The organism is Nostoc sp. FACHB-133 (assembly GCF_014698055.1).
Lineage (GTDB): Bacteria > Cyanobacteriota > Cyanobacteriia > Cyanobacteriales > Nostocaceae > Nostoc.
In genome coordinates this window covers 94591-114889 of the sequence record NZ_JACJSH010000015.1, presented here as the reverse complement: position 1 = coordinate 114889, position 20299 = coordinate 94591, and the positions used below count along the sequence as shown (strand labels likewise).

The following is a 20299-nucleotide window of genomic DNA, read 5'->3' as shown; positions in this document are numbered from 1 at the left end:
TCTATTAATTAATGACTTTACGCTTAGTTAACTTCAGCTTTTCTAATGAGGTAAACTCCAGCTCTTTCTCTTTAATTTGCTGTTGTTCTCTGTCAGAGGTAACGATGATTTCGACTAACTCATTAAGTCTGATATCTGGCTGCTCAACAACATTGCGTAGCAGAATTTCAAAATGAACAATCATTCGCCCAATAGTCTTGTCATCAAACAAGTCTGTTTTATACTCTAATGAGCCGTTAAATCCTTCTGTGCTTTCCCAAATACTGAATTTTAAATCAAATTTAGATGTACCACTATCAACCTCTAGGGGATGCAAAGTTAGCTCTGGAAGTTCTATAGATGGAATGGGAGCATTTTGCAGAATAAACATCACTTGAAACAATGGGTTGTGGCTTAAGTCTCGCTCTGGTTGTAATTCTTCCACCAACTTTTCAAAGGGCAATTCTTGATGAGCGTAAGCACCCAAAGCCACTTCGCGTACCCGCCCTAATAAAGTCCGAAAACTCGGATTACCTGATAGATTTGTACGTAGCACCAGGGTATTAATAAAAAACCCTATTATCCCCTGAGTTTCTGCTCTAGTGCGACCTGCAACAGGTGAACCAACTAAGATTTCTTGTTGGTTTGTATAACAGTACAACAACGTCTTAAATACTGCTATGAGTGTCATAAACTGAGTGACACCCTCTCGCTGATTTAATTCTTTTACTGCCTCACTTAGAGCTTTGGGAAATGCTAGAAATTGCTTTTTGCCAGTGAAGGTTTGTATTGCTGGTCGGGGTCTATCTGTAGTCAGTTGCAGTACTGATAGATTACCGCTTAACTGCTGTTTCCAGTAATTTAGTTGGGTATGAAGAATCTCTCCTTGCAGCCATTTTCTCTGCCAATCAGCAAAATCTGCATACTGGATGGGAAGTTTAGGAAGTAGGGAGGGTAAGTCATGAGAAATAGCTTGGTAAATCTCTGCTAGTTCTTGAATCAGAATACCAATAGACCAACCATCTGCAATAATGTGGTGCATGGTCAAGAGCAATATATGCTCCTCTGGTTTCAAATACAGAAGTTGAACTCGCAGCAGTGGCGACTGTGATAAATCAAAGGGTTTTTGAGCGAACTCTGTGGCGAAGCACAAAGCCTCAGCCACAGTTGCTTCTGGTAATTCCAAAACTGGTAGTGTCAACTTCACACTTGGGGTAATCACCTGAACTGGTCGCCCTTTGACAGATACAAAGCTAGTTCGCAAGGCTTCGTGACGCTGTACGACTTCGTTAAGACTTTGTTCTAATGTCGCCTGATGAAGTTTCCCAGTTAAACGTATTGCAATGGGAACGTTGTAGAAGGGGTTATTAGGTTCTAACTGGTTAAGAAACCACAAGCGCTCTTGGGACAGACACAGGGGTAGTTCTTGATTGCGAGAAATCGGCTGTAGCAGTGGTTCTGAAGATTTTGTAATTGTTAATTGAGAAAGGATTTGCATTGCTAGCAGAACGACACTAGCATCTTGGAAAAAATCTTCAACGGATATTGCTACCCCAAAATCTACCTGAATTCGATTTTTTAGATCGAAAACTATTAAGGAATCGAGTCCCAAGCTATTTAGTGGTTGTTCTGGTTTCACTTGGGAAACTTCAACTTTTAATATCTGAGCAATTTGTTTTTGTAAGTAAGATATCAGCAATGGTAGGCGGGTTTCTGGCGCTGTTGCCATAATTGCTTCACGGCTCAGATTCGTCTTTTCCTCAAGGTAATCTGCACTATCCAGGATACTCTGGCTGATAACTTTCAGTTTGTTTACTAAAAAATTGGCTTTTGTGGCACGGCGTTGAATTTTGCCGCTAGAAGTTTTGGGAATACTACCTGGTTTGATGAGTACTACTGCATATACTTGCACATCATGTACTTCTGCAACAGCCTGACGAATTGCCGCAGTAACTTCTTCAAAATTTGGTTTGGCACGAAACTCCAATTCCTGTACCACTACCAGCCGTTCTTCATGAGCAACTTCCACTGCAAAAGCTGCACAGCTACCTAAACGCAATGATGAATGGCTGTATTCTGTAGTTAGTTCAATGTCTTGTGGATAAAGATTACGACCTCTGATGATAATTAAATCTTTGGCTCTACCTGTAATGAAGAGTTCTCCATTGTGCAAAAAGCCTAAGTCACCAGTACGTAGAAATGGCCCTAATGTTGTGCTAACTCCTGTGCCTTGGAGATAGGCGTGAAATATTTGCTCCGTCTCTTGTTGGCGATGCCAATAACCTTGCCCAACACTAGGGCCTGATACCCAGATTTCTCCAACTTCGTCAGGTTGACAAGGGGTAAAAGTCTCTGGGTTAGCGATCGCAATTTGTTGTTGTGGTAAAGTTTGACCACAACTGACAAAACTTTGAATATCTTCACTATCAGTATTTGCTTCAACAACCCGGTTTCTGGAAAGTGCCGATTTGACAACTGTTATGCAAGGAGGTACAGCTTTCTTGATCCCACCAGAAATCATCAGGGTTGCTTCCGCCATCCCGTAACATGGGTAAAATGCTTCCCGGCGAAAGCCACACTCTGCAAAAGCCTCTGCAAACCTTTCTAAAGTATCCTGCCGAATGGGTTCAGCACCATTAAACGCAACACTCCAACTACTTAAATCAAGGGTTTCTTTTTGCTCAGGGGTAATCTTTTGAATGCACAATTCATAAGCAAAGTTAGGGGCACCGCTAGTTGTACCTCTGTAATGAGAAATTGCCTGTAACCAACGATAAGGTCGTTGTAAAAAAGCCGTTGGGGACATCAAGATGCAAGGAAATCCACCATACAAAGGTTGCAAAATGCCACCAATCAATCCCATATCATGGTAAACAGGTAGCCAAGAAACAAATTTACTACTAGGAGAATGTTCCATAATTTGGTAAGTCATGGCGGCATTGTGGAGCAAATTGCCGTGACTAAGCATGACTCCCTTTGGTGTCCCTGTAGAACCTGATGTATATTGCAGAAAAGCTAGGGTATCTGCATTGATTTGAGTTTGTTGCCAAGCGTCTTCTGAACCTGGCGCTATATCATCTGTAGTCAACCACTGGAGACTTTCTAGGTTTGCTGCTTGTGCAAATATGGATTGTAATGTCGGGAGCATCGCTGTTGTAGTCAGAGCAATGCTAGGTTGTGCATCTTTAGTAATAGCGCTTATTCTGGGTGTTTTGCGTTGATTGAGAGGTGGATAAGCCGGAACTGCAACCACTCCAGCGTATAGACAACCAAAAAAAGCAGTTAAGTAATCTAGTCCCGGTGGATAAAGTAATAAGGCTCGTTCCCCATTTAAATTTAAAGCTTGGAGTTGAGATGCGATCGCACAAGAGCGCTTCACCAGTTGTTGATAAGTCAGTGTTGATTCTTGGGTTTCTCCATCTTCAAGGAAGGTGAAAGCAATTGTATCCGGCTGTGTCAAGCTTCTTTGATGCAGAAGATCAACAACCGTGAAGTTAGGGTCAATTTCTTTAAAGTCCTTGATTTGTATAGCCATTTGACTTTCCACAACTAGATGCACTCTTGCTTAAATACTGCTGCGATACATTCAACTTTTATCCTGCCAAAATGCGAACGCGAATATCGATCGCATTCCACAGGTAAGTTTTCATCCCACAATTTTGACTTTCTACTAGCTAAGGCTTTTTACCTCTTTTAGGAGAGCCTAAACAAGGGAGTCCTTAGCGAAATACTAGACGCTATTGCAAATTTCAACTCAATAAAGTTTTAAGATTTTTATTGAGAGCAATTTTCAAGTACTCTGCTTACTTTAGAGGAGAGTATCGCTTTATGCAACTAGCTATTGATAGGTAATGCTTATTAATTTTTATAAATAGATTAGTTTTATATAACCTGGTCTTCCATAGATTAAGCTGATTTTTTGTCAGCGATCGCAGCAAGTTAGAGCAATGCTTAATCGGGCAGAATACAGACCATCACAGGGACAAGGTACTACTGATAGCTGTCAATTTAACATTAAAAAAGCGGTTATAAACCCCTTTTGCACGAGGCATTACTAACGTCCGTGTGTTTCAAAACCTTGATTTGGCCTTGTTCGTTGGCAAATTGATAGGGAGTCTAACCCACCAGCCGCGATCCATCTTATTTTCTTTAATTTAAGTGCATTGAGCTATGAGCGATCAATTTATTGCATTTCATTCAGATGAAATTCTATGTATTACTTGCTATTTTTTATATAAAATTATACTAAAAATTAATTAGTAAAAATATTTTAAAGTCCTCCAAATATTGATTACTAGAACATTTTATTTTGTAGTACTTATTTTATACTTGTATTATTTTAAGCGTATCTGCTCTAAATACTAACTGTCTTGTAGCTTTACAAGACTAAAAATTTTGATAAAGACTGTCAAATATCTTGCGAGATATTCTCACTTTACTTTATGGCTAAAATAGTTTAATTTCAGATTTGAAATGAAAAACTTTTCTATTAAGTTCTAAGGCTACTAGTAGACCGTGAGGATCTGGATTGGAATGAAACTGAAAAAATTGCTTCCCTACCTGTTATTAACAAGCTCTTTGACTGTATCGATCGCAACTGCTGCTAGAAGTGAAGAAGTAGGGATAGGTGTATCAGAGCATCTCAAGTCAACTCCAACAGATGCTAATTCCAATCAACCATTTACTGGGGAACCAATCAGAGAGATTCAACAAATAAGCGAGTTAGTAGATCCTGGAAAGAGTGCAGAGATACTTCGACAGCCACCACAACTTAGCCAAGGGAGTACTACAGAAATTGTCCCAGTGAGTGCAGTTAAGGCTAATCCCACCACTCAGGGAGTGGAAGTGATCTTACAAACTGCCCTTGGTGAAAAACTACAACTGGTGAATCGCAGTTCGGGCAATAATTTTATCGCTGATATTCCCAACGCCCAATTACGTTTACCTTCAGGTGATACATTCACATTTCGCTCGGAGCGGCCAATTGCAGGTATTACTGAGATAACGGTCGCAAACTTTGATGCCAATACTATCCGAGTCACAGTGATTGGTGAAGCGAGTGTACCGACTGTAGAGTTGTTTGACAGTCCTGACGAGGGTTTGATTTTGAGTGTGGCTAGTGCTGCGTCTTCCACATCGCAGGGACAACAAACACAAACACCACAAAAACCTGAAGCAAATCAGTCAGAAACAGAAACTCCACCAAGTCAACCTTCTGCGGCGAGTGATGAACCGATTGAACTAGTAGTGACGGGCGATCCTGATGGATATCGTGTACCTGAAACATCAACTGCAACTAGAACTGACACTCCACTGCGCGATATTCCTCAGTCCATTCAAGTTGTACCCAAACAAGTAATTGAGGAGCAAGGAATCACTCGGATTTCAGATGCAGCCCGTAACGTGTCTGGTGTATCAGTGGGAACAGGCTATAGTGGCGCTGTAGATGACTTAACGATTCGGGGATTTCTCAACTCAAACATCCTGAGAAATGGTTTCAAAACTCAAAACGCTTTTATCTATGGCGCAAACGTCGAACAGGTTGAAGTTCTAAAAGGCCCAGCTTCAGTGCTGTATGGTCAATTTGAACCAGGTGGTATTGTCAATTACGTCACAAAACAACCGTTAAATGAACCCTACTACGCAGGTGAATTTACAGTAGGAAGTTACAGTTTTTATCGTTCGTCCATTGATATTTCTGGGCCCCTGACTCCAGAGAAAAATCTTTTATATCGTCTCAATATTGCCTATGAAAACTCTGGTAGTTTTCGTGATTTTGTCAATGGGGATGTTTTCTCTATCTCTCCCATTGTCAGCTATAAGATTGATGATGCCACAACCATCTCTCTAGAATACGAATATACAAAGGTCAATAGAGTATTCGATCGTGGTTTTTTACCTAACAGTGTTTTTCTTGACCTCCCTATCAGCCGAAATTTAGGCGAACCAAGCGACTCGATTGATATTGAAAATAACCGCTTTGCTTTAACCCTAGACCATCGATTTAATGAAAACTTGCGTCTGCGGAGTAATTTATCTGGTCAATTTATTAGGACAAATGATACCCACATTAATCCTAATGAGTTAGTTGGCGATACCTTATCACGAGACTACTCTACAGGTCTTTCTCCTAGTGAAAGTAATGATTTATCGCTGCAAACCGATTTGATTAGTGAATTCAAAACTGGATCAATTCAGCATCAGCTACTTTTTGGTGTGGAATTCAGTAGAAGCATTAGTAACTATTCACTCGATCAAGCAAGTATTTCATCACTAAATATCTTCGCTCCTGTTTATGGATATGAAATTCCATCCCGTGAAAGTTTTACCTATGCAGTAAAGTCCGATTCAACCACAAATACAGCAGCAATTTATTTACAAGACCAAGTGACATTGCTACCAAATTTGAAATTGTTAGTCGGCGGCAGATATGATTTTGTTGATTACAATAATAAATTCATTTCTGACACAGTTAATGGTAGCGAGCCAGAAGAATCTAATTTTTATGATACAGCCTTTTCACCGCGTGTCGGATTAGTTTATCAGCCAATAGAACCAATCTCGCTGTATGTCAGTTATAGCCGTTCCTTTGTACCCAATAATTTTAGGTCGAATGGAGAAGCGCTGGAGCCTTCGCGGGGTACTCAGTATGAAGTCGGGATTAAAGCCGATCTCAGCCCTCAGATATCGCTGACGTTAGCAGCTTATGATATTACAAAGACTAATATACCGACAGTTGATCCTGATAATCCTGATGTATTCTTTGCAGTCGGAGAGGTAAAAAGTCGCGGAATTGAACTGGATGTGGCAGGAGAAATTACACCCGGTTGGAAGATAATAGCTTCTGGTTTTTTAAATGATGCCTATGTCAGCGAAGACAACGATCCTTCTTTGAAAGGTTCGCGTTTGGTAAATGCACCCTATCACGGCGCTAGTCTATGGACAACTTATGAAATCCAGAGTGGTGATTTGCAAGGGTTCGGTTTTGGTGCAGGGTTATTTTTTATAGGCGATCGCATTACTAACCAGAGCGATCCGTTTACTCTTCCTTCCTATGTTAGAACCGATGCGACTATCTTCTACAAACGTAATGATTGGGGAGCCGCACTCAATTTCAAAAATCTGTTTGATGTGAAATACTACGAAACCAACGGCTTTTATGTATTTCCACAAGCACCTTTTACAGTTCAGGGCACAATTTCATTCAGTTTTTAAATTCTCTTTAAACCTCCTTTTAGTAAGGCGAGGGCGAAGGAATCAGTTTTCTTCCCCTTTATCAGAAGGAATGAGAAGGGAATGGCACTAAGAAAAGGTGAAACCTCGTCAGGGCAGGGTGTGGGAGGTGTGGGAGGACGGGGAAGAAGTCTTACCCCCCACACTCCCCACACTCCCCACACTCAAAATCTTGTTATATCAGGGCTTTGCGATTAACTTAGTGCCATTCGAATGATAAGGGTAATCAATGTATGTAAAGGATATCTGCAATGAAATCCAAGACATTCCGTAACTGGGCATTTACTCTACACCGCTACCTCGGTTTAGCTATGGGATTTGTGCTGATTATAATTGGCTTGACAGGTAGTTTATTGGTCTTTCAGAAGGAAATTAACCACTTTTTAGTAGCCCAACAGTTTGGATATATCTCTCCCCAAGAAGCGCCACTGTCTCTAGAGTCAGTGGTAAATACTGTAAAAGCGGAATATGATTCATCCCGAAAGGACTTAAAACTTAATAAAGTTTATCTCCCTTCAGAGCCAGATGAACCAATTATGTTTGCCTTCGTTGCTCCTGATGACAAAGGGATAGATGTTTTAGTCAATCCTTATACTGGTGCAATCATGGGTGAGCGATCGGACAGAACATTGATTCTTCTGCTGTATGAACTCCATTATAATCTGATGGCTGGAGACATTGGGATGACCATCGTGGGAGTTATAGCATTCCTGTTGCTCGTTCTGAGTATTACGGGTGTCATTCTCTGGCCTGGATGGCGCAGGCTGATTGCAGGATTCAAAATCAAGTGGAATGCTCATCCAAAGCGGCTGAACTTCGACATTCATAAAGTAGCAGGTATTATTACAGTGGTGTTCCTGACGCTGACTGCCTTTACTGGCTTCTGCTGGAATTTCTACGACTTCACTGAACCCATAATTTATGCAGTAACTTTTACCAAAAAGCAACCAGAACCTGTTTCTGTGCCCAAGCCTGGTCAGTTACCGTTGCGACTTGCAGAACAACTAAAAATTGCTGACGCTGCCTTGCCAGGTGCTATGGTTAGGAGTATTTCCTTCCCTAGTCAACCTGAAGACAGCTTGACAATTAGCTTTAAGCTACCCCAGGAAAATGCAGAACTTGGTCAGAGTAATGTTTATCTTGACCAGTACACGGGTAAAGTTTTGCGAGTTGATAATGCTTTAAAAATGCCATTGGGCGATCGCATCCTCAACTCTTTTACTCCCTTACACTATGGTACATTTGGTGGTTTATCCACGCGCATTCTCTACGTATTTGTCGGATTATCACCCTTGATTTTATTTATAAGTGGCTTTGTCATGTACCAACATCGCTACCGAGAAAAATCTGTCCGCCACAATCAGGTAATAGAACTATCAAAGAACCATCAAGATTAATTGAAGGTTAATTTGCCAACCGCCACAAACCTATAATTTAAGACTCATACAAGTGCGTATATTCATCATTATTTGGCTTGGTCAAACCGTTTCTATTATTGGTAGTGGGATGACTGCCTTCGCATTCACTATCTGGGTATGGGAACTAACGCATCAGGTTACAGCAATAGCGTTGTTTGGGTTGTTTGCACAACTGCCACAAGTATTGATTGCTCCTATCGCTGGGTTTATTGTAGATCGTTGGAACCGTAAATATCTGATGATAGTTGGGGATACAGTGAGTGGTGTTGTAGCGATCGCTATCTTACTACTTTATTCAACTACACATCTGCAATTATGGCATTTATACTTAGCTGTCGCTATCCAAGGTATTTTTGAAGTAGTTCAAGAACTCGCTTACTCAACATCCATATCTACGATGATGCCCAAGCAGCACTACAGTCGTGTTAGCAGTCTGAGATTTTTATCTGATTACGGTTCTAGTATCATTGCGCCAACACTAGCAGGCATTCTCTACTCAGTTATTGGGCTTGTTGGAATATTAATTATCGATATTGTGAGTTTTGTATTCGCTGTCACCACAGTTTTAGGAGTACATATCCCACAACCTAGTAGGACAACAGTAAACACTCAAAGTTTCACTAATTGGAAGCAGGAGATTTACTTTGGTTGGCATTACATTGCTGTACGTCCAAGTTTGCTTGCCATGCTCGTGTTAGCATTTGTATTTACATTTGCCTATGATTTTGGACTCTCAATCTATTCCCCGATGGTTCTAGCACTGACTGGCAATGACGCTAAGGTGTTAGGCACTTTAGCCTCAGCAGCAGGAATTGGTGGAATAGTTGGGGTATTGCTCATCAATAGCTGGGGTGGTTTCAAGCGTCGTATAGATGGGGTGCTACTTGGTATGATCGGTGTTGGTTTAGGCAAAATTATCTTTGGTCTAGCTAAAACACCATTGATTTGGATTCCAGCTCAATTCTGTTCATCTCTGAATTTTCCCATACTTGGCAGTTTCTGTGATGCTATCTGGCTAACCAAGGTTAATCCTCAGATACAAGGACGTGTTTTTGCGACTCTAAAGGTTGTAACGTTGATTGCTTCAACGGTTGCTTATTTGATAGCTGGGCCACTAGCTGACTATATTTTTGAACCTGCAATGATGCCAGATGGTAGTCTTGCACCCATATTAGGCTGGATATTCGGCACGGGAAAAGGTTCGGGTATGGCAGTTTTGTACTTCATCTCTTCGCTAGGGATGTTACTTATTGGCTTAAGTGGATATGCTTTCCGCACTTTGCGTGACGTAGAAACTATACTGCCCGATCATGATGCTAATACAGCACTGCGGAAATAGTGACAGTAAATGTCAACCCCTCTGCTTAGTACAAAAGGTGTTGGGAAAGAAACAGGATTAGGATTAGCGATCGCTCAGTCCATTGTGATAGAAAAACATGGCGGAACTTTGAATGTGAATTCTACTCCTGGCAAAGGAACAGAATTTGTGATTACCTTACCGATTCTGGCTTAGACTCAAAGTTAACTTGGTCGAAAACAGGAATTAACAGAGCAAGAATGAGCAGTCATTACCGGAGGGTATTTTTACAAGTGCGATCGCTCATGTTTAATTTTCTTAAACTTCTGATCAGATTTCAGTTTCCTACTGTTAAGGAAATTAATTGCAACCAATTAGCTCAATTACTGTTGGATTCTGCAAAGCCACGGCCATTACTGCTAGATGCACGAAGTCAAACAGAATATGGGGTAAGCCATATCGAAACAGCAGTGTGTATAGATCATCTAACACCTGACTTAGCAGAACTTTCAACAGTTTCAAAAGATAGACTAATTGTTATCTACTGTTCTGTTGGCTACCGGAGCGCCAAATTAGCCCAACAGCTTGATCAAGCCGGGATGAAGTGCATTTATAACTTAAGCGGTGGGATTTTTCAATGGGCAAATGAAGGGAGGCTTATTTTTAAAGACGAGCATCAAACACAATTTGTACATCCTTATAATGCAATATGGGGAAAACTGCTAAAAGCTACAAACCATGCTCAGGAGTGGTAAATTTTAAGTAAATACATTTGTTTGTCCTAGTATCAAATTCCTAATAAAACTACTCTTGCTGCATGTCTCAAGTTTCGATTGTCATTCCGACTTTAAACGAAGCAGTTAGCTTAAGGCGTACATTGCGCCAACTGACTTTACTTAATCCCCCTGCAAAGGAAGTGATAGTGGTAGATGGTGGCAGCGAAGATGAGACAGTGGCAGTTGCAAAGCAATGCTTTGAGTCTTTCGATCAGTCGCTATGTCTACAAGTTATCTCATCTGAGCAGCGTGGGCGTTCGATTCAGATGAATTACGGTGCATCGGCTGCAACTGGAGATATTCTTTGCTTTCTTCATGCAGACACTTGGGTGCCGGATGACCTAATCACTGTAATAGAGCAAACCTTAGCAGAGCCAACCATTGCCTGTGGGGGGTTTATTTCTCTGATGAGTGGATCTCAAACCACTCGCTGGGGTGTCTCTCTACATAATTATCTCAAAACTTATTACGCACCACTGTTATTTAAACCGTACCTGTTTTTTCGAGGATTACGTCTTTTGTTTGGAGATCAGGTAATGTTTTGTCGTAGTACTGACTTCTGGGATTGCGATGGATTTGATCAGGCATTGCCGATTATGGAGGATGGAGATTTATGCCTGAAATTGGTTAAAAAAGGACGTATTTATCTGGTAAACCGGATTGTTCAATCTTCAGATCGACGCGTCGCAAAATGGGGTAGCTTCAAAGCAACTGCAATTTACCTTTATATCGGTTTTTTGTGGGGGATTGGCGTTGATGCAAATTATCTCAAACAATTTTATCAAGATATTCGCTGATTCAGGCTCCAGTCATAGTAGAGATAGGAAATCGGCGTTGAGGCTTGCAAAGGCAAATCTGTTTCTAGGTAAGAGCGGATATATTCTGGAATGGAGGATGTAACTTTGAGAAAGTCTTGACGATACCATTTAAAGATTTTGCTACAGTAGAGCGTTTTACTATCTGAGTCATAACGGACTTTTTCAGGATTATTAATAAAGCGACGGGTATCTTCATCTAACTGCTGAGTAACTTGTTCAGGAAAATAAGCTCCAGCACGCAGTAATGGGCAACCAACCGAAGCGCAGACAATTGCAAAATGAATTCGCGGCTCTTGTAATCGCTCCCGCAGAATAGAGTTTTCTATTTGGGCTAGACTGTAACGTTCGCCAAATATATGATAACCACGACGTTGAAAGAACCACAAAAAAGCCAGCCAGTTGGGAATGCCTAAGATTCGCGGACGAATTGACTCAAGTGGATACATCTCCAAAATTGCCGAAATAGTGAACGCATTGTAAAGGTTGATCCACAATGCCAATTGCTCAAAAGTGCTGCAATTAGATGTAAAATCCAGATTTTTTTGACTTGACAACCAATTTCCTAGCGCTTGAGGTTGCTCTGTTTTCCAAGCAAAATAGTCTACACGACCCTGTTGATCAATATACTGACGTAATAACCTATCCCAAGGTTCAAAATCAATCATTATCGCTGTGTTTAGGAACTTCCAGTAAAAAAACATCCCATCCCTGCGTTTGGTAGGGGCGCAAGGCCTTGCGCTCCTACTACAAATATACAAATTTATTACACGGTGGCGTTGAAAATTGGGAATTGGTTTAATAATTTAGCTTCTAAAGTGCTAAATCTGAAACAGAAAAACATGGTAGAGCCTGTTAGAAACCTATTATGTTTACTTTTACATTCAAGTAGGGCAAAGTATGATTGCTGTGAGATATTTTGCATTCTTTGTACTACTATTAGCTGGACTATTATCAGCAATTAAGCAAATGAGTCTTGCTTTGGATGAAGGAAATCTTGAGCAGTTCACTCTTTGGACAGGTATTGCCTCTATCATTGCAGGTTTACCAATTATATTGTGGTAAATCTCAGGTAAGCAGATAATTTTTCAACTAAGTAGGACGGTGCAAATAATTAAAGGTTTGTAGTAAGGACTTCAGTCCTAAAAGAAGGACTGAAGTCCTTACTACAAACTGGATTACAATAATTTTACATTACTTAATATAGTTTGAATTATTCACACCGACTTACTTAGGCATATTTATACTTTATAAATACGTTTGATGATTGAGAAAAACCAAGAATCGGGCAATAATTTACGTAGCATGAGCAAAATGGGCGCAGGTTGACCAACGGGATAGCGCATTTTATAACTACGATCAATGGCTGCTTTAAATATTGCCTGAGCAACTAATTCTGGCGGCTCTCCTTTTCTTCCCGCTTCTTGGGATACCCTTTGTGCAGTATCTACTAATGGTTGATACATGGGCAAATCATCACGCACGATCGCTCGATTATTTTCGTAAAATTCAGTTTTAATTACACCTGGTTCAACAATTTTAATTTTGATATTGAATGGTTCTAATTCATAGTGCAAAGCTTCACTAAACCCTTCTACCGCCCATTTTGAACTGTGATAAATGCTATACAAGGGGAAAGTAATTCTTCCTCCCATACTGGCAATTTGAATAATAGTGCCACCGCCTTGTTGACGCAGATGGGGAATGATCGCTTGTGTGATTCGCATCAAGCCAAAGACGTTGGTATTAAATTGTTTGGCGATTATTTCATCAGTCATGGCTTCAAATACACCATCTACACCATAACCAGCGTTATTTACTAAAACATCGATTTGACCAAAATCTTGGATGGCAGAAGCGATCGCAGTTTGAATACTGTTATTATCTGTAACATCTAAAAAATATACTTTGATGTTAGGAAATTCACGGAAATTCTGGTCTTGGCTGGGGTTTCGCATAGTGGCTGCAACGTTCCAGCCTTGTCGCGCGAAGTATATGGTGGTGAATTTCCCAATTCCACTGGATGTTCCGGTGATGAAAACTGTTTTGGGCATGAGTATTGAGGGGTTGAGTGGGATGTAGAGAGGCGAAGTTGTGCGTCTCTACATGATTTTTTAAACTCGGAGGGTTTGTAGAAATCCTCCAAAATTCACCAACAGATATTTCTCAGAAACCCTTGTAAAATATGGATTTTTGAATTTTGGATTGGTATTAGACGCTGTTTTGTTTGATGATATCGCGGTATAAGTTAGCGGCTGGGGTTGGTTGGCGCTTGAGTTCTGGGTCTGTATCTAGGTCAATGTGATATAGTCCAAAATCGCTATCTGGGCCAAATTTCAGACCCCACTCGCGGTTGGAGGTGATGCACCAGGAGACGTAACCGATGACGTTTATCCCGTCTTGACGGGCGCGTTGCACTTGTTGGAGATGCTGGCGAATGTAGTCTTCGCGCTTGACGACTTTATCGGCTACTTCTACACAGCCATTCTCGATAATCATAATCTCTTTATCGGGGAATAACTGGGCGTGGAATTTGAGCATATCGTAGAGAACACCAGACCAAACTGGCGCATTACCAAAACGTCCAAAAGCAGCATCCATTAATTGTTGAATGCGGTTGAGGCGGAGATTGCTAATCCCCCAGTAATAGTCAAAACCAACAAAATCTTGTTGACCTACACATTCTTGAGGACAGAGGAATGTGGGTAATTTCCCAGCCATACCTAAGTGCCACCAGTTACTTGTCAATGATGTAGAAAGTACGCTGAAAATCTTGAAAATTGGGTCAAAGATGCGGGTGAGCGATCGCAGTACGGGTAAGCGTTGTTGGGTGGAAACGGCGACAAATTTCACTTTACTGGGATCGCCGAAGATTTGCTTGGCGATTAAACGCGCTAAATCAATCTCTAAGCCGCTAAATTCTCCGGTTTTGGGGTCACGGTAGCCAAACCCAGGTACGTTTTCTTTGACTGCGACAACTAAATAACCACGGTCTTGAATGCGTCGCAGTGGTGTACCAGGTTGAGGCTTTCCGATAGTTGGACTAGAAGATCCGCCTGTGGTGATGTCAGCGAGGGTTGAACGTCTGCCGATTTTTGGTACAGGTGGGACGGGTTGATTGGGGAAGTAATTACTATAACTAGCTAGCCAAGCCCCGGATTCTTTAAACTGTCGCACTACTGTATCTACAATATTCAAGAGGGCGCGATCGCCTTTAACTACAGCTACGCCATAGTTCTCTACTGTCAGCCCTTCACCATTTTTACCCACCAGTCGATATTGCCCTGGTTGTTGTCTCATCAGACCCAAGAGAATTGTGTCATCTGCAAGAATGGCACTCACTTGCTCATAATCCAAGGCTTGCAAGGCATCAGCGTAATCTTCTACTACTTTGACTTCAACTCTGGGTAACAGGTATTCTATGGTAGATTCTGCCGTCGAACTTTTGACAACTGCTACTGTTTTCTGAGCTAGATTTTCTGGTTGCTGAATGGAACTGGTGGCTTTGACTAAGAGAAATTGCCCCGCCTGATAATAAGTTTCCGAAAACGCTACTTGCTGTTGTCGCTCGGCGGTAATAGTCAAATTAGCAATGACAACATCAACCTTTCCCTTTTCCAACAAACTGCGCTCAGTAAAACGTTTACCCTGAGAAATCATATCTTCGGGACGACGCAGATTAGTGACATTGAGATCCACTAATTTCTGCAACCATAGAGGCAGACCCAATAACATGGGGTTTGCTCCCACTTGAGCATCTGGGTTGTACTCTTTGAGAATATTTCTGGCGCGTGTATGGGAGACAAACAAATTCCGCATGAGTTTCTGCACTGCGGTCATTTGATCGGCAATAGTTGCACCGCGCTCCAAACCTGGGGGCATAAAATAGGCTCTTTCCCACCAAGGTTTGATGTAACCGTAAATTAATTGACTAGGTTCGTTAAAGCTAATCCAATAACGTGCCAAATGACCCAAACGCTTGGCAACTTCTGTGGCGTAGTTAGCAAAAATAGCTGGAAATTCTGGCCCAGTCAATCCCCCCCGTGCTTCTACATGGATGGGATGGGTGAAGTGATGCAGAGTTACAATTGGTTCTAAACCATGCGATCTGATAGTTTCAATTACTTGGTGATAATGTTCAAAAGCTTCTTCACTGAACTTACCGGGTTCAGGTTCTACCCGTGACCAAGCGATCGAAAATCGGAAAGACTTGCAACCAAGGGACTGAGCTAAGGCGATATCTTCAGCGTAGCGATGCCAAAAGTCAGTGGCTCGACCCCTGACCGTAATCCCGCGACGACGTTCCCATACATCTCGAATATCTTCAAACTGGGAATCGTAAGCTTCACACTGATGGTCAGCAGTTGCAACACCGAATAAGAATGATGAGGGTAAAGGCGTAAGGCGATCGCTCATGTTAATTTCTCCTGAAAAGTTGTGAAAGAAGGCAGAAGGCAAGACAATACTTTTCGGTTAAGGGGGAAAGGGAAAAGGTTTGAATTTCCCTTTCCCCCTTACCCTTTAACCTTTCCCCAGACCAAAAGAGAGATTATTGGGTTTAACCGAAAAGTATTGGAAGGCGGGAGGCATATCGCTTTTAGCGTCTCCCTTTGGGAGAAGGCAGGAAGGATTCAAGAGAAAATTGCACAACTAAACATGAAAATGTATTTTCCCTACATCCTTAAACCTTTATACTCCACTCAGCAGAGGTTTAATTTGGAATTTACGGTTGGTAAGTTTCCCAAATATTGCCCCAGAAAAAGCTACCAAACTCTGCCAATAATGTAGCTTTCTCTGTCAGTGACTTGGCGTTAATGATACGCCACCCGGAAACGCACTTGGCTATGTCACCCACATCTAGGGTTAAAATTCCTGCACCGATAATGGGACTGTTGTTATCTGTACCTTGATGTAAGCAAGTATAGATAGTTGTCATGTCTTGCCACAAATCAAATCCCGGATCATTATGCAGTTCTTTCTTGCCTACTAAGTAATAATCTTGATTACCATGTTCAAAAGCAAGTTCATAAGTAATGTATTTATATCCAGGATTATGGTCATGAGCAAACAGGTTAAACACGCCACTTTTGAGGGGGATGTGTTCGCCAAAATCTGCAAAATTAATGTTGCCAGAAATACTAGCACTGTAAGTGGTATCACTTAAAAAACGTTTTAAGTCACAAATGTTAATTGTCAGTTGCAATGAGAGTAAGGAATTGTGCGTTTTGCCTTTTGTTGCACCCTGGATTGGGTCAGTCTCATTTAAAACAAACCCACCCGCCATCCTTTCGCGGAAAGTCATTCCTGGCAAATTGTTGTGCATTCGGGTCACGTCTGGCTGGAAGGGCAATCCTGCGGGTGACATGGTTTGCAAATATTGTTTAGCATCGGCGTAACCCATATCAACCAAAGTTGCACCATCAATGTTTCCCAAGTAGTAATCAGGATCAAGAGGTAAAGGATAAGCGGGTTTGATGAGGTGGAGTTTGATCGGTTGGGTATGTCCGTAGACTGTCTCCCCTTGCAAAATTCTCTGGTTGATTTCATTGATGCGATCGCACTCTTCAAAAAATGCCCCGTTCGCACTCAGTTCCATCATGTGGACATATTGATTAAAAATTCCCGTTTGATATTCGCTACTATTGCCAATGCACCACAATACCCAAAGTTCATCTGCACCCCGGCGCACCGCTTCCATGAGATTAACATCTTTAATCCACACGGAATCCATGTAGAGATAATCACCTTTCTGTACAGGTGGCATGAAGATGGGAAGAGAAATCCCTGCAACCAATAAATCTAAATCTAGGCGATCGTGGGGAATGACTTCATTTGTTTTGTGGGTAAAGTTGCAAACATTAAATGTACCTTGCATTCCCTCCGAGGCATTGATTTTGCTGATATCAATTCCCAAGTGGGGAAAAACGCGATCAATAATGCCGTCTGCATCTCCCATAGACAACAAATCCCAGGCTTTGAGGTATTTTTCTAGAGGGATAAAGGAGACAAAATCTTTAACATTCAAAGTCCGCCAGCGATCGCACATCTCAATTGGCGATAGTCCAGATAGCAGCATTGCTAAATTCATCGTACCGCCGGAAGTACCATCCGCATGATTAAAACATAGTCCTGATTCGAGTAAGGCGCGGATAGCTCCAGCTTGGTAAGCTACACGCATTCCACCACCAGCTAAAATCAAGGAACGTTTATTCCCTGAGTATGTTGGTTCAGGAGTGCCGTAAGGTTTATGCGGTTGGTTGCTCATAAGTGTATCCTGGTGTAAAAGTACGCAAGCGAAGCAAGTACCAGAAAATTAATACTCCTGATAACAGGTCAAAACCAGCAATTAGCAGCGCGAATGGGGAAAAAATTAGCTTGATAACAGCCAAACCAACGGCTATTGAAGCACTAAATTTTTGTAATCCTGCCCAAATTAAGACAATAGGTTGGGGTTGTAGGCTGATTAATGCTTGTAACAGTGCGCCGTTAAACAGCACCATAAACATACCGATGATGGCAAAAAAATGCTGGCTAGTCGGGGTCACTTCTGCTGAGACAATGTAGAGTACCAAACTAGGCAAAACCATTTGCAACAATCCACTCACAATAGTGAAAATGGCAATGCCAATTAATGATAAGTGGAGTATTCTACCGTTATTCATCATATTTTTTATTAATTTTTAATTGGTATTACATACATCTCGGCTTGATCATCCTTGGGCAAAGCCTTTGGCGCTGGTAGCCATTCTTGACCCAAACCTAAATTAACTACACTTTCTAAACCTTCTGGTTGTTGTGTAGGGGGTATGTCGTAGCCAAGAAACCAACTCTCCAAATGGTCATCTAGCATCCCTGTGATTTCCGGGAAAAAGCCTGTAAATATAGGTTCGGGGCTAATCTCTAGGTGTTTTAGTGGTTGGATACGGGGATGATCGCCGATGGTAAGTTTGGCTGAACCCGGTTTGAACAGCGAAAATCCCAATTTCCCTTGAAAGTAAATCACGGATTTCATCAACATCCCGCGAAATGCACAGTAGTTTGCTGCACCCATTTTCAGGGGAAACCAAGCTTTGGCGGGTTTGGCAACCTCAATTTTCATCACTAGTTGCCCATCTAAATCATATTGACTGCTGACGGTGCGATCGCCAATCACAAAGTCCAAGTTAGCTTGATGTTTGGGCATTCCCCAAATTCCTTTACCACCTTTGACAGAAATTTCAGTACTAACAGGTAAATCAAGTACATACTGCCCAGTGCCGTACTGTTGCATCAATAAACCAGGTAGTAACGGCGGGGCTGGTTTTGCGCCATGAGTGCAGGCGATCGCAATACTAAATTCGATGTATTTACCAATGTCAGTAATCTGATAATTAATCACTGTGATCACTAACAACCCCTGATTATTCCATAGTCGCAGAGGATGTACTTCTTTGGCTAGGATCAATTCTTTAGCGCGATCGGCGTTAATCGTAAATACCGCCATCAATGCTGGTGTGTGTTCAGAATTAACGGGTAATTGAAAAGGTATGCCATCAACCAAGGCATAAAGTCCTGTTTGTTGTTTTAAACGTTGAGGCATCATATTTTTTCACACATAATTAAATTTATTGTTGGAGAGAGGTAACAAAGGTCTAGAGAATGAAATTTGCATTTTCAAGCAGTCTTTTCTAACTCTGCAAGCATTAACGGAAACACATCTTTGGCTGCATTCTTACCCATAAATATGTCTAAATGACTGTAGTTATCCAGAACGTGTAAAGCATGGTAATTAGGATGCAAAGAGTCAAAATATTTAAAAGTTTCTATCTGACTTTGTGGCAGAAAACAACGATTAAGTTGCCCAGCGAAAAATGCAATTCGGGCATCGGTTTTTGGTGGTTGGGCAATAAAATCTTTTGGGAAATTGGGGAAATTATCAACAGAAATTAGATGTCCATGATTGATGCACTGAGACATTTGTGCGAAAAAACTGAGCGGCACATAGGCGAATTCCTGCTTTAGCCATTCGTGGGTGGCTTCGTTGAGGTTGGTGTGTTCCCACAATGCCGGGAAGCCAGTCCCATAAGTAAAGCTAACTTGTTTACAGACTGAATTATTACATTCATGATGCGTAATACCCACGAATAGAGAAATTAATTTTGCAGCTAGACTTGGTGAATCTATTTGCCATTGTGGGTTTAAATGATCGGTGAGTAAATTGACTGCTGGTACTGCAAAATTGATTTTGAAAGATGACCATGAAGGTACAATTGGATGCAGTGAAACGGCATTGCTGATAATAGTTTTGACTTGTGGGACTAAGCCAGCCACCACAGACATCATGAAACTAGTAGATCCCTGACAATGGATGATAGCTTTGATTTCTTCATAACCCGTCTCTTCAACAATTGTTTTCACCGCTTGTGGATGGTCATTCACTGCGGCTCGGTCAAGTGTCCAATGATTACGATTTAGGTCAATACTGGCACGCCAGTTTTCTAACCATACGTCATAACCATGAGCAACTAAGTAATCAACTATATTAGTCTCCACAGGAGCGCGAAAGATATTTGCTCTGACTCCTGCACCATGCGCTAGTAATACAGGTGGTTTAGAAGGAGGCTTTTCACCTCTAACGTTAATTAAGTTGCATTGAAAGCCATCTTTGCTAGTAAAAGGTACTATTCTTTCTTGTAAAGATTGAGTATATGTTGTGGTGTTCATTTTGATAGATTTGTTAATAGATTAGGGCATTGGGCATTGCCTCCTGCCCTCTGCCTCATAGCTCCCAATACGGTTCGG

The 20299-nt window shown here is 41.5% G+C and carries 15 protein-coding genes; 7 read left to right on the top strand and 8 right to left on the bottom strand.

Annotated features, from left to right (window positions below; all coding sequences use genetic code 11):
• Positions 1-4: 4 nt before the first annotated feature.
• The gene (locus H6G86_RS14565; RefSeq protein WP_190934924.1) at positions 5-3514 is read right to left on the bottom strand and encodes a condensation domain-containing protein; all 3510 of its coding nucleotides are present in this window, start codon (positions 3512-3514) and stop codon (positions 5-7) included.
• 998 nt (positions 3515-4512) lie between these two features.
• Between H6G86_RS14565 and H6G86_RS14560 the strand changes: the two genes are divergently transcribed.
• From H6G86_RS14560 to H6G86_RS14535, 7 genes are all read left to right on the top strand, one after another.
• A complete protein-coding gene (locus tag H6G86_RS14560; protein ID WP_190934923.1) occupies positions 4513-7194 on the top strand; it encodes a TonB-dependent siderophore receptor in 2682 nt (893 codons plus the stop codon).
• 81 nt (positions 7195-7275) lie between these two features.
• A complete protein-coding gene (locus H6G86_RS39535) occupies positions 7276-7410 on the top strand; it encodes a hypothetical protein (protein WP_277883598.1) in 135 nt (44 codons plus the stop codon).
• Between the two features lie 53 nt (positions 7411-7463).
• Positions 7464-8609, top strand: a complete 1146-nt coding sequence (locus tag H6G86_RS14555; RefSeq protein WP_190934922.1) for a PepSY-associated TM helix domain-containing protein — start codon at positions 7464-7466, stop codon at positions 8607-8609.
• A 52-nt stretch (positions 8610-8661) separates the two neighbouring features.
• Positions 8662-9969 (top strand): MFS transporter, encoded by a 1308-nt coding sequence (locus tag H6G86_RS14550; protein WP_190934921.1) that lies wholly within the window; start codon positions 8662-8664, stop codon positions 9967-9969.
• Positions 9970-9978: 9 nt separating this feature from the next.
• Positions 9979-10143: an ATP-binding protein gene (locus tag H6G86_RS14545; protein ID WP_190934920.1), complete on the top strand. Its 165-nt coding sequence runs from the start codon at positions 9979-9981 to the stop codon at positions 10141-10143.
• A 44-nt stretch (positions 10144-10187) separates the two neighbouring features.
• Complete coding sequence (locus H6G86_RS14540) at positions 10188-10682, top strand: rhodanese-like domain-containing protein (RefSeq protein WP_242064816.1); 495 nt, start codon at positions 10188-10190, stop codon at positions 10680-10682.
• Between the two features lie 62 nt (positions 10683-10744).
• Positions 10745-11500 carry a TIGR04283 family arsenosugar biosynthesis glycosyltransferase gene (locus tag H6G86_RS14535; RefSeq protein WP_190934919.1) on the top strand — a complete coding sequence of 252 codons (756 nt, stop codon included), beginning with the start codon at positions 10745-10747 and terminating at the stop codon, positions 11498-11500.
• Here the strand turns inward: H6G86_RS14535 and H6G86_RS14530 are convergent.
• The 7 genes from H6G86_RS14530 to H6G86_RS14495 form a co-directional block, all read right to left on the bottom strand.
• The gene (locus H6G86_RS14530; RefSeq protein WP_190934918.1) at positions 11485-12186 is read right to left on the bottom strand and encodes a DUF547 domain-containing protein; all 702 of its coding nucleotides are present in this window, start codon (positions 12184-12186) and stop codon (positions 11485-11487) included. The two genes, H6G86_RS14535 and H6G86_RS14530, sit on opposite strands and share 16 nt — an antisense overlap.
• A gap of 573 nt (positions 12187-12759) precedes the next feature.
• Positions 12760-13572, bottom strand: coding sequence for an SDR family oxidoreductase (locus H6G86_RS14520; protein WP_190934917.1), 813 nt, complete (start codon positions 13570-13572; stop codon positions 12760-12762).
• Positions 13573-13729: 157 nt separating this feature from the next.
• Positions 13730-15934, bottom strand: a complete 2205-nt coding sequence (locus tag H6G86_RS14515) for a family 1 glycosylhydrolase (protein ID WP_190934916.1) — start codon at positions 15932-15934, stop codon at positions 13730-13732.
• 307 nt (positions 15935-16241) lie between these two features.
• Positions 16242-17783: a patatin-like phospholipase family protein gene (locus H6G86_RS14510; RefSeq protein ID WP_190934915.1), complete on the bottom strand. Its 1542-nt coding sequence runs from the start codon at positions 17781-17783 to the stop codon at positions 16242-16244.
• Complete coding sequence (locus H6G86_RS14505; protein ID WP_190934914.1) at positions 17764-18183, bottom strand: patatin; 420 nt, start codon at positions 18181-18183, stop codon at positions 17764-17766. The genes H6G86_RS14510 and H6G86_RS14505 overlap by 20 nt, the downstream gene beginning before the upstream one ends.
• 8 nt (positions 18184-18191) lie before the next feature.
• The gene (locus H6G86_RS14500) at positions 18192-19100 is read right to left on the bottom strand and encodes an acetoacetate decarboxylase family protein (protein WP_190934913.1); all 909 of its coding nucleotides are present in this window, start codon (positions 19098-19100) and stop codon (positions 18192-18194) included.
• A gap of 71 nt (positions 19101-19171) precedes the next feature.
• Positions 19172-20221 (bottom strand): alpha/beta hydrolase family protein, encoded by a 1050-nt coding sequence (locus tag H6G86_RS14495; protein ID WP_190934912.1) that lies wholly within the window; start codon positions 20219-20221, stop codon positions 19172-19174.
• Positions 20222-20299: the final 78 nt, after the last annotated feature.